7 protein-coding genes are annotated in these 11,897 nt (G+C 72.7%); 6 read left to right on the forward strand and 1 reads right to left on the reverse strand.

The genetic code is table 11. The features are described 5' to 3' along the window. Positions 1–78: 78 nt before the first annotated feature. On the reverse strand, positions 79–1,074 hold the full coding sequence (locus A949_RS0109390; protein ID WP_078533983.1) for an aldo/keto reductase: 996 nt from the start codon (positions 1,072–1,074) through the stop codon (positions 79–81). Positions 1,075–1,323: 249 nt separating this feature from the next. Between A949_RS0109390 and A949_RS0109395 the strand changes: the two genes are divergently transcribed. The 6 genes from A949_RS0109395 to serA all read left to right on the forward strand — a co-directional run bounded on the left by A949_RS0109395 (position 1,324) and on the right by serA (position 11,694). After that, the gene (locus tag A949_RS0109395) at positions 1,324–2,301 is read left to right on the forward strand and encodes a 2-hydroxyacid dehydrogenase (protein ID WP_019355756.1); all 978 of its coding nucleotides are present in this window, start codon (positions 1,324–1,326) and stop codon (positions 2,299–2,301) included. 339 nt (positions 2,302–2,640) lie between these two features. Then, positions 2,641–5,931, forward strand: a complete 3,291-nt coding sequence (locus A949_RS0109400) for a putative bifunctional diguanylate cyclase/phosphodiesterase (protein WP_237735782.1) — start codon at positions 2,641–2,643, stop codon at positions 5,929–5,931. Positions 5,932–6,214: 283 nt separating this feature from the next. Beyond that, positions 6,215–8,077 carry an acetolactate synthase large subunit gene (locus tag A949_RS0109405; RefSeq protein ID WP_019355758.1) on the forward strand — a complete coding sequence of 621 codons (1,863 nt, stop codon included), beginning with the start codon at positions 6,215–6,217 and terminating at the stop codon, positions 8,075–8,077. Positions 8,078–8,107: 30 nt separating this feature from the next. Then, positions 8,108–8,632 carry an acetolactate synthase small subunit gene (gene ilvN / locus A949_RS0109410; RefSeq protein WP_019355759.1) on the forward strand — a complete coding sequence of 175 codons (525 nt, stop codon included), beginning with the start codon at positions 8,108–8,110 and terminating at the stop codon, positions 8,630–8,632. A 78-nt stretch (positions 8,633–8,710) separates the two neighbouring features. Further along, complete coding sequence (gene ilvC, locus A949_RS0109415; RefSeq protein ID WP_019355760.1) at positions 8,711–9,709, forward strand: ketol-acid reductoisomerase; 999 nt, start codon at positions 8,711–8,713, stop codon at positions 9,707–9,709. Positions 9,710–10,104: 395 nt separating this feature from the next. After that, positions 10,105–11,694, forward strand: coding sequence for a phosphoglycerate dehydrogenase (serA, locus tag A949_RS0109420; protein ID WP_019355761.1), 1,590 nt, complete (start codon positions 10,105–10,107; stop codon positions 11,692–11,694). Positions 11,695–11,897: the final 203 nt, after the last annotated feature.

Raw genomic sequence — 11,897 nt, forward strand, 5'->3', positions numbered from 1 at the left:
CACATCCTCCCCCGGCCGCGCCGCCGAGGCGCGGTCGTCCGCCGGATTCTCCGCCGGGCGCCGGAGCCGCCCGCCGGGTCAGTCCCAGGAACCCTGCGCGGCGGGGAGTCCGTCGACCTCGGCCAGGTCCTCGGCGGTGAGCGCCAGTCCGGCGGCGCGGGCGTTCTCGGCGGCCCAGTGCGCCTTCTTGGTGCCCGGCACCGGGATCACGTGCCGGCCCTGTGCGAGCACCCAGGCCAGGCCGACCTGCGCCGGGGTGGCGTTGCCGTGCCGTCGGGCCACCCGGCGCAGCCCGGCCACGATGGGCTGGTTGGCGGCCATCATGTCGGCGGTGAAGCGGGGGTGCCGGGCGCGCACGTCGTCCGGCTCGAAGCCGCCCCCGGTGGTGAGCGCGCCGCTCAGGTAGCCGTTGCCCAGCGGCATGGCGGCCAGGAACCCCACACCGCGCGCCTCGCACCAGGGCAGCAGGGTCTCCAGCGCCTCGCGGGACCAGACCGACAGCTCGGCCTGCACCCCGCTGACCGGGAACACCTGCTGGACGCGTTCGAGCTGCCGTATGGTCCCGTCGTGGATACCCGCGTCCGCGCGGCGATCGGCGCGGGCGCCCACGGCGCAGAAGCCCAGCGCGCGTACCTTGCCCGCCGTCACCAGCTCGGCCATCGCGCCCCAGGTCTCCTCGATCGGTACCTCGGGGTCGGCCCGGTGCAGCTGGTAGAGGTCGATCACGTCGGTCTGCAGCCTGCGCAGCGAGGAGTCGCAGGCGCGCCGCACATAGCCGGGGCGGCCGTTCGCGACGATGTGCTGCTCGCCCACGAGCAGTCCGCACTTGGTGGAGACGAACGCCTCCGCGCGCCGCTCCTTGAGCGCGCGCCCGATCAGCAGCTCGTTGGTGAAGGGGCCGTACATGTCGGCCGTGTCCAGCAGCGACATCCCCGCGTCCAGTGCGGTGTGCACCGCGCGCAGCGAGCTGTCGCCGCGCTGCTCGGAAGTGGAATAGGCCCAGCTCATCGGCATGCATCCGAGGCCAACGGCGCCCACGCCGAGCGCCGCCGCACCGATTGTCCTGCGCTCCACCTGGTACCCGCTCCCTCCCGGACGGCTCCCAACGTAACGGTTGCCTCCGGCGCCACACACGTTCGCTCCCACCACAGCTTCCCCCCGAGGTCCGTCCGTTCCGCCCGGTCCGCCGAGTCCGTCCGCTCTCCCGGCGTTCGCCTGCATCCCCTGCGTTTCCCTGCGTTTCCCTGCGTTTCCCGGCCGTGCCCCCGACTCCGGACGGGAGGTGCCCCGGAACCGCCGGCGCGGTCCGACTAGTCTCTCCCCATGGCCGATGCGAAGGAGATCTGGCTCGCGCTCCCGCCGGAGAGCGTCGAGGGCCTTCCCGACAACCTGACGTACCGGTACTGGACCGGAGAGCAGGAGTTCCCGGCGGACCCTGCCGACTGCGCCTTCTACGTCGTCCCCTATTCCGTGCGTGCCGAGGTCGCCGTACGGCCGCTCGCGCGGATGACGGGGGTGCGGGTCGTCCAGACCCTCACCGCGGGGATCGACCACATCGCGCCCGCCATCCCGCGCCTCCCCACCGGGACGCGCGTGTGCAACGCCCGCGGCGTGCACGACGCGAGCACCGCCGAGCTGGCCCTCGCACTCACCCTCGGATCCCTGCGCGACCTGCCCGGATCCGTCCGCGCCCAGGACCGCGGCGTCTGGCGGTCCGCCTTCCACCCGGCGCTCGCGGACCGCACGGTGCTCATCGTCGGGTACGGCGCGGTGGGCGAGGCCGTCGAGCGGCGGCTGCTGCCCTTCGAGGTCGCCGCCGTGCACCGGGTCGCCCGCTCCGCGCGGCAGGCACCGCTGGGGCCGGTGCGGCCGCTGGGCGAGATCGGTGAACTGCTGCCGCAGGCGGATGTCGTGATATTGGCGACCCCGCTCACCGAGCAGACCCGCGGCCTGGTGGACGCGGACTTCCTCGCCCGGATGAAGGACGGGGCGCTGCTGGTCAACGTCGCGCGCGGGGCCGTGGTGGACACCGCCGCGCTGCTCGCCGAGACCGGGACCCCGGCCTCGGCCCCGGGTGCGGAGGACGGCGTTCCGGGGCGGCTGCGGGCTGCGCTGGACGTCACCGACCCGGAACCCCTCCCGCAGGACCATCCGCTGTGGCGGGTGCCCGGTGTGCTGATCACTCCGCATCTCGGAGGGCCGACTTCCGCCTACCACCCCCGCGCGAGACGACTGCTCGCGTCGCAACTGAGGCGCTGGGCGGCCGGTGAGGAGCTGGCGAACACGGTGGCCGTGGCGTAGGGCCGGTAAACCCCCCGAGGCCGCGAGAGGCAACGCTACGGATCCGTACGACTGCACCCTGTACCGAGCTTCCCTCTTATGGTTACGGTCTGTATTGGGACTATGTCCCTGAGTGACGAACCTGGTGTATCGTCCCGATCGGGGGGCGAAACCCGGACACGAGGGGGGCGACGGGCGAATGTACGATCAACGGACGAATTGCCGTGCGGGCCGCGGGGACGGCGCCCGCGGACATTCCAACTCTCCAGCGGAACCCCCGCGTTGCGGGGCTCCGGCGCAGCTGTCCCGGAACGGCCGGACGGGCGCGGCAACGCGACCCCCGTCTCCACGGGTGGCGCGATGACCACCCACGAAGCGGCCCCCAGGCGGGGCCCGTGCTGGACCGGCACCCAGACCGCCCGCCCCGACGGCACCGCCCGGAGCGAGGCACCGCCGCCCGCGCCGCTCCCCGCGTATCCGCCGCACCCGCGGCAGCGGCGGCACACCCGGCCGGCGTCGGCGCCCCGCCCGTCGCAGACCGCGCCACGGGCCCGGGCGGCGACACCGACGCTGCCGCCCACCGCCCGGCCGCGCGACGGAGGAGACTCCGGCAGCGGCGGCCGCGGCACCCTGCTGCCGCAGCTCGCCCTCATCCTGGTCTGCGCCGCCTACGCCGTCGGCGCGGCCTTCGGCTGGGGATCCGAGACGGTCGCCGTCCTCATGGGCGACTTCGGACTCAGCGCCGCCGCGCTGCTGGCCGGCGGCTCGTGCCTGTGGTATGCGCGCATCCAGCGGCGGGAGGCGGCCGGCCATCTGTCGGCCCCCGCCCGCGCCCGCCTGGAGGCCAGCCGCCCGGCCTGGGTGCTCTTCGGCGTCTCCTCGCTGATGGCGGGGTTCGGCAACGCGGTGTGGGGCTGGTACGAACTGGTGCTGCACCAGGCGGTGCCGCGCCCCTCGCTCGCCGACTTCTGCTTCCTGCTGTTCGCCCCGCCGGCCATCGTCGGGCTGCTGGTGCTCGCCAAGCGCCCGGTGACCCGGGCCGGCTGGGTCTGCCTCAGCCTCGACGCCTGGCTCATCGGCGGCTCGCTGCTGACCCTCTCCTGGTCGCTCGCCCTGGCCCACACGGCCTACTGGCAGGGCGACTCGGTCGCCAGGGCCGCGCTCAACCTGGCCTATCCGCTGCTCGACATCGTGCTGGTCAGCATGGTGCTCGCGCTGCACTTCCGGCGCTCCTCGGCGCACCGCAGCGCCATCAACACCGCCATCGGCGCGCTCGCCCTCACGGTGCTGTGCGACGCGCTGTTCACCTCCCCGATGCTGCGTGAGCACTACTCCTCGGGGCAGCTGCTGGACGCCGGGTGGTTCGCCGGCTCGCTGCTCCTGGCCTACGCGCCCTGGGTCGGCCGGGCGCGCAGGAGCGACGGGGAGGCGGCCTCCACCGCCGCGCAGCAGCCGCTGGCCGCCACCGACCGGCAGGCCGAGGCCCGGGCCACCAACCCGAGCCGCCCCATCTCGGGCTCGCTCAGCGCGCTGACCCCCTACCTGGCGGCGGCCGTGTGCACCCTGGGCATCCTCTACAACTCGGTCGACGGCCGGGACATCGACCGCGTCGTCCTCTACACCGGCTGCACGGTCGTCCTCGCGCTGGTGCTGCGCCAGGGCATCATGCTGCTGGACAACATCACGCTGACCAGGGAGCTGGCGCAGAAGGAGAACCACTTCCGCTCCCTGGTCCAGGGTTCCAGCGACGTCATCATGATCACCGCGGCGGCGGGCACGCTCCGCTACGTCTCACCCGCCGCGGCCGGGGTCTACGGGCGCAGCGCCGAGGACATGGTGGGCTGCGAGCTCTCCTCCCTGGTGCACCCCGAGGACCTGGGCCAGGTGAACCACGAACTGCGCCGCTTCCTGGCGACCTCCGCCGACCGGGAGTCCAGCACCCGCGTCGAGTGCCGCTTCCGGCACGGCGACGGGCACTGGCTGAACGTCGAGTCCACGGTCAACCGCTACCAGGGCGGGCTGATCTTCAACAGCCGGGACGTCACCGAGCGGGTGCGGCTGCAGGCGCAGTTGCAGCACAACGCCTCCCACGACGCCCTCACCGACCTGCCCAACCGGGCGCTGTTCACCGAGCGGGTCCGGCAGGCCATCGGCGGTCGCCGCGGGGGCGACTGCGGTACCGCCGTGCTCTTCATCGACCTGGACGGCTTCAAGGCGGTCAACGACACCGTCGGCCACCAGGCGGGCGACGAACTCCTGGTGCAGGCGGCACGGCGGTTGCACGACTCCGTGCGTTCCGGCGACACCGCGGCCCGGCTGGGCGGCGACGAGTTCGCCGTCCTCATCCGCGGCGACGGCGAGCCGGGGCGGATGCCGGACGCCGAACGCGAGCTGCGCATCCACGACATCGCCGACCGGCTGCGGGTCACGCTCTCCGACCCGTACCGCGTCGAGGGCACGGAGCTGCGGGTCGCCGCCTCCATCGGCATCGCCTTCGCCGAGCCCGGCATCACGCCCGGTTCCCTGATGCGGAACGCCGATCTGGCGATGTACCGCGCCAAGCAGGCGGGCAAGGGCCGGGTGGAGCTGTACGCGCCGCAGATGCAGGCCGAGGTGGTCAAGCGGGCCGAGCTGGCGGCGCGGCTGCGCAGCGCGCTGCACGACGGCGAGTTCGCGCTGCTGCACCAGCCGATCGTCGAGCTGGCCAGTGGCAAGATCACCGCGGTCGCGGCCGAGGCCCGCTGGCGGTCGGCCCAGGGGATCCTGTTCACGCCGGCGGAGTTCCTGCGCACCGAGGGCGCCTCCGCCCGGGAGGCGCGCGGGGCCGGCGGCGAGCGGGCCGCCGAGGTGAGCCGGTGGCTGCTGGAGGAAGCGGTGCAGCAGGCCGCCGCCCGCCAGCGCGCCGGGTACGGCGCCCCGGTGACCGTGCGGCTGCCCGCGCGGCGGCTGACCGAGCCGGGGATGGAGCCGCGCAGCATCGGCGCCCTGCTGGCCCGGCACGGTCTCGCGGCGGCACCGGGCCCCACCGGCGGTACCGCCCTGGGCGCCCCGGCGGCCAACGCGGGGGTGCCGGGGGCGCCGGGTGCGCTGATCCTGGAGCTGTCGGACAGCGATCCGCGGATCCCGCTGGACGAGCTGGAGCGGCGGCTGACGGCGCTGCGCCGGCTCGGGGTGCTGATCTCGCTGGACGGCTTCGGCAGCGGCTATGCGGCGATCTCCGCGCTGCGCAGGCTGCCGGTGGACATCCTGCGGCTGGACCGGGGGCTGACGGACGGGATCCTGGAGTCCACCCGGCAGCGCAAGATCACCTCCGGGCTGCTGCGGATCGCCGGGGACCTGGGGCTGACCACCGTCGCGGAGGCGGTCGACCTGCCGGAGCAGGCCACGCTGCTGCGCGAGATGGGCTGCACCCACGGGCAGGGGGCGGTCTTCTCCGGTCCGCTGGACGAGCACCGGCTGCGCACCGCGCTGGCCCGCGGGGTCTACGCGGTCCCGGAGTCCACCCGCAGCGGCGGGGCCTCCGGGTACGGCGAGGAGCATCCGGAGGGCCGGGACGCGACCGTCACCGTGCCGGCGACGGTGCCCCTGGCACGCGGCGCGGGGGCGCTGCCGGTGAGGCAGGAGGGTGCGGCGGATCCGCTGGCGCACTGACCGCCTCGCCCGAATGCTGAGACGGCCGTCCCACTCACTTGACACTCGGGGCTTGACGGGGAGAGGGTCAGTGCCATGCGCACCCGAATTCTCGTACTTGGACAGCGCGTCGGCTGACCGCGGGACCCACCGATCCCGCGTCCACCAGCGGCGCGCTCCCCTCGCTTGCCTCACGGCACGGGGGGTTTTTTGTTGCACCAGCACCTGAGCACGAACCAGCGGTGAACCGAAGAAACCGCCCAAAACGAGCGTCAACCCTCACTCTCCGAGAAGAGATAAGCCGATGACCGATCAGGCCACCGGGGCCCCGAAACCGCAGCCGCGGGCCCGCAACAGCGGACAGTCCAACTCCGTGCCGGCCCAGGCAGCCCCCCGCATCACGGGCGCCCAGTCCCTCATCCGTGCTCTCGAGGAAGTCGGCGCCGACACCGTATTCGGCATCCCCGGCGGCGCCATCCTGCCCGCCTACGACCCGATGATGGACTCCTCCCGGGTCCAGCACGTCCTGGTCCGGCACGAGCAGGGGGCCGGGCACGCCGCCACCGGCTATGCGCAGGCCACCGGCAAGGTCGGCGTCTGCATGGCCACCTCGGGGCCCGGGGCCACCAACCTGGTCACCCCGCTCGCCGACGCCCACATGGACTCCGTGCCGCTGGTCGCCATCACGGGGCAGGTCGCCACCTCCCTGATCGGTACGGACGGCTTCCAGGAGGCCGACATCTGCGGCATCTCGATGCCGGTCACCAAGCACAACTTCCTGGTCAAGGACGCCGACGACATCCCCAGGACGATCGCCGAGGCGTTCCACATCGCCTCCACCGGCCGTCCGGGCCCGGTGCTGGTCGACATCGCCAAGGACGCGCTCCAGCGGGAGACCGCCTTCCAGTGGCCGCCCACCACCGAGCTGCCCGGTTACCGCCCGGTGACCAAGCCGCACGGCAAGCAGATCCGGGAGGCCGCCAAGCTGCTGGCCGACGCCCGCCGCCCGGTGCTCTACGTCGGCGGCGGCGTCCTGAAGGCCGGTGCCACGGCGGAGCTGAAGGTGCTCGCCGAGCTGACCGGCACCCCGGTCACCACCACGCTGATGGGCATCGGCGCCTTCCCCGACAGTCATCCCCAGCACCTGGGGATGCCGGGGATGCACGGCACCGTCGCGGCCGTCACGGCGCTGCAGAAGGCCGACCTGATCATCGCGCTCGGCGCCCGCTTCGACGACCGGGTCACCGGAAAGCTGGACTCCTTCGCCCCGCACGCCAAGATCGTCCACGCGGACATCGACCCCGCCGAGATCGGCAAGAACCGCGCGGCGGACGTGCCGATCGTCGGGGACGCCCGCGAGGTGCTGGCCGATCTCGTCGTCGCCCTCCAGGCCGAGGCGGCCGAGCACCCCGACCGGCACGGCGACCGCTATGCCGACTGGTGGACGCTGCTGGACCGCTGGCGCACGACCTACCCGCTGGGCTACGACCTGCCCGAGGACGGTTCGCTGGCTCCGCAGCAGGTCATCCAGCGGATCGGGGAACTGGCACCCGAGGGCACCATCTTCGCCGCGGGCGTCGGCCAGCACCAGATGTGGGCGGCCCACTTCGTCACCTACGACCGGCCCGCCACCTGGCTCAACTCGGGCGGACTGGGCACCATGGGCTACGCGGTCCCGGCGGCGCTGGGCGCCAAGGTCGGAATGCCCGACCGCGCGGTGTGGGCGATCGACGGCGACGGCTGCTTCCAGATGACCAACCAGGAGCTGGTCACCGCCGCCCTCAACGGCGCGCCGATCAAGGTGGCGATCATCAACAACGGAGCGCTGGGCATGGTCCGCCAGTGGCAGACCCTCTTCTACAACCAGCGGTACTCCAACACCGTCCTGCACAGCAGCGAGGAGGGCGAGCCCGGCCGGGGCACCCGCGTGCCCGACTTCGTGAAGCTCGCCGAGGCCATGGGCTGCGTCGGCATCCGCTGCGAGGACCCCGCCCAGCTCGATGCGGTCATCGAGAAGGCGAATGCCATCAACGACCGGCCCGTCGTCGTGGACTTCATCGTCCACGAGGACGCCATGGTCTGGCCGATGGTGGCGGCGGGCACCTCCAACGACGAGGTCATGGCGGCCCGCGGGGTCCGCCCCGACTTCGGCGACAGCGACGACTGACCAGGAACAGGAAACGGAAGGCACCGAACGATGTCCAAGCACACGCTCTCCGTGCTGGTGGAGAACACCCCCGGCATCCTGGCCAGGATCGCCTCGCTCTTCTCCCGCCGCGGCTTCAACATCGACTCCCTCGCGGTGGGCGTCACCGAGCACCCCGACATCTCGCGCATCACCATCGTGGTGAACGTCGAGGACCTGCCGCTGGAGCAGGTCACCAAGCAGCTCAACAAGCTGGTCAACGTCCTCAAGATCGTCGAGCTGGAACCCGCCTCCGCGGTGCAGCGCGAACTCGTCCTGGTGAAGGTCCGCGCGGAGGGCGAGACCCGCTCCCAGATCGTGGAGATCGTCCAGCTGTTCCGCGCCAAGACCGTCGACGTCTCCCCGGAGGCCGTCACCATCGAGGCCACCGGCAGCGCCGACAAGCTGGAGGCGATGCTGAGGATGCTGGAGCCGTACGGCATCAAGGAACTGGTGCAGTCCGGCACCATCGCCATAGGGCGCGGCGCCCGCTCCATCACCGACCGGAGCCTGCGTGCGCTGGAGCGCACGGCCTGACCCCGCCCCCGAACCCTCCGCCCGCCCGGCCGTCATAGGTTGGGCAGCACCCATCATCAGCACAAGGAGAAACCCCAAGTGGCCGAGCTGTTCTACGACGACGACGCCGATCTGTCCATCATCCAGGGCCGCAAGGTCGCGGTCCTCGGATACGGCAGCCAGGGCCACGCCCACGCGCTGTCCCTGCGCGACTCGGGCGTCGACGTCCGGGTCGGCCTGCACGAGGGCTCGAAGTCGCGGGCCAGGGCCGAGGAGCAGGGCCTGCGGGTGACCACGCCGGACGAGGCGGTCCGGGAAGCGAACGTGGTCATGGTCCTGGTCCCGGACCCGCTCCAGGCCAAGGTCTACGAGGAGTCCATCGCCCCCCACATCGAGGACGGCGACGCGCTCTTCTTCGGCCACGGCCTGAACATCCGCTACGACTTCATCAAGCCCCCGGCCTCGGTGGACGTCTGCATGGTCGCCCCGAAGGGCCCGGGCCACCTGGTCCGCCGCCAGTACGAGGAGGGCCGCGGCGTGCCGTGCATCGCGGCCGTGGAGCAGGACGCGAGCGGCGGCGCCTTCGCGCTGGCGCTGTCCTACGCCAAGGCCATCGGCGGCACCCGCGCGGGCGTCATCAAGACCACCTTCACCGAGGAGACCGAGACCGACCTCTTCGGCGAGCAGGCCGTCCTCTGCGGCGGTACGGCCGCGCTGGTCAAGGCGGGCTTCGACACCCTGGTCGAGGCCGGCTACCAGCCGGAGATCGCCTACTTCGAGTGCCTCCACGAGCTGAAGCTGATCGTGGACCTCATGTACGAGGGCGGTCTGGAGAAGATGCGCTGGTCCGTCTCCGAGACCGCCGAGTGGGGCGACTACGTCTCGGGTCCGCGGGTGATCAACGACCAGACGCGGGCCGAGATGAAGAAGATCCTCGGCGACATCCAGGACGGCTCCTTCGCGAAGAACTGGATGGCCGAGTACAACGCCGGTCTGCCCCGGTACAACGAGTACAAGAAGGCCGACGAGGACAGCCTGCTGGCCACCACGGGCAAGAACCTGCGCTCCCTGATGAGCTGGGTCGACGAGGAGAAGTGACCCTCGTCCGGCGCTGAGCAGCCGTCCCGGCCGCGCCCGCGCTCCGCGGAACCGGAGCGCACCCGCGGCCGGGGCGGGCACGTCCGCGCCCGGGGTTCCGCACGGACCCCCGGGCGCGGACGCGCAGCGCGCCGGGGCGGGTGCCGGGTGCGCCCGCCCGGAGCGGAATCCGCCGGAATCCACCCGAACCCGTACCGCCGCAGGCGCCGGGTGTTCCGTTCCGCGGCCCCGAGGGCACGCTCAGGGGCGGAGGCCCGCCCCGCAGGCGGTGTGGACCGATCGGCCACATCGGGGCGGTGCCCTCGATAGACTGCGGGTCCACAGGCTCACAGCGTCGTGCGTCTGCTCCTCCCGCCCCGCAGGGAAACGCGCCGTCCCAAGAATTTGGAGACCACGTGAGCAAGCCCGTAGTACTCATCGCCGAAGAGCTGTCGCCCGCGACCGTCGAAGCGCTGGGGCCGGATTTCGAGATCCGGCAGTGTGACGGCGCCGACCGGGGCGAACTCCTCCCCGCTCTCGCCGATGTGGACGCCGTTCTCGTCCGCTCCGCCACCAAGATCGACGCCGAGGCCGTGGCCGCGGCGCACAAGCTCAAGGTGGTCGCCCGCGCCGGAGTCGGACTCGACAACGTGGACGTGCCCGCCGCCACCAAGGCGGGCGTGATGGTGGTCAACGCCCCCACCTCCAACATCGTCACCGCGGCCGAACTGGCCTGCGGCCTGCTCATCGCCACGGCCCGGAACATTCCGCAGGCCAACACGGCGCTCAAGAACGGCGAGTGGAAGCGCAGCAAGTACACCGGCGTGGAGCTGAGCGAGAAGACGCTCGGCGTGGTCGGCCTGGGCCGGATCGGTGTGCTGGTGGCCCAGCGGATGTCGGCGTTCGGGATGAAGGTCGTCGCCTACGACCCGTTCGTGCAGCCGGCGCGGGCCGCGCAGATGGGCGTCAAGCTGCTCTCGCTGGACGAGCTGCTGGCCGTCTCGGACTTCATCACCGTGCACCTGCCCAAGACCCCGGAGACCCTCGGACTCATCGGGGACGAGGCGCTGCACAAGGTCAAGCCGAACGTGCGCGTGGTCAACGCGGCACGCGGCGGCATCGTCGACGAGGAGGCGCTGGCGGCGGCGATCAAGGAGGGCCGGGTCGCGGGCGCGGGGCTGGACGTGTACGCCTCCGAGCCGTGCACCGACTCCCCGCTCTTCGCCTTCGACCAGGTCGTGTGCACCCCGCACCTGGGCGCCTCCACCGGTGAGGCGCAGGAGAAGGCCGGTATCGCGGTCGCCAAGTCGGTGCGGCTGGCCCTGGCGGGCGAGCTGGTGCCGGACGCGGTCAACGTGCAGGGCGGGGTGATCGCCGAGGACGTGCGCCCGGCGCTGCCGCTCGCCGAGAACCTGGGCCGCATCTTCACCGCGCTGGCCGGCGAGGTCGCCGTCCGGCTGGATGTGGAGGTGTACGGCGAGATCACCCAGCACGACGTCAAGGTGCTGGAGCTGTCCGCGCTCAAGGGCGTGTTCGAGGACGTGGTGGACGACACGGTCAGCTATGTCAACGCACCCCTGTTCGCCCAGGAGCGCGGGGTCGAGGTGCGGCTGACGACCTCCAGCGAGTCCGCCGAGCACCGCAACGTGGTGACCGTGCGGGGCACCCTCGCGGGCGGCGAGGAGGTCTCGGCTTCCGGCACGCTGTCCGGCCCCAAGCACCTCCAGAAGCTCGTCGCCATCAACGAGCACGGTGTGGACCTCGCGGTCGCCGACCACATGGCGTTCCTGCGCTACAGCGACCGGCCCGGTGTCGTCGGCACCGTCGGCCGCGTCCTGGGCGAGTCGGGTGTCAACATCGCGGGCATGCAGGTCTCCCGCGCCGAGGAGGGCGGCGAGGCGCTCGTCGCGCTGACCGTCGACGGCACCATCGGCGCCGCGGCCCTCTCCGAGATCGCCGACGAGGTGGGTGCCACCCACGCCCGGGCGGTCAACCTGACCGAGTGACGCGGGGCCCCACGAGGGGCCCACGCAGGCACAGCGGAAGGGGCCGCACGGAGACCGCGTGCGGCCCTCCGCCGTCCGGACCGCGATCTGCCCCGGGCGGCGCCGGAGCTGCCGCCGCCCCCGGCCGCGCAGTCGCCCCCGGATGACCTCCTGGCGGCTGTCGTCAGCGGCGGCGAGGCGGCGAGGCGGCGGGTCCGGCGGGC

Source organism: Streptomyces sp. AA1529, from assembly GCF_000280905.1.
GTDB lineage: Bacteria > Actinomycetota > Actinomycetes > Streptomycetales > Streptomycetaceae > Streptomyces.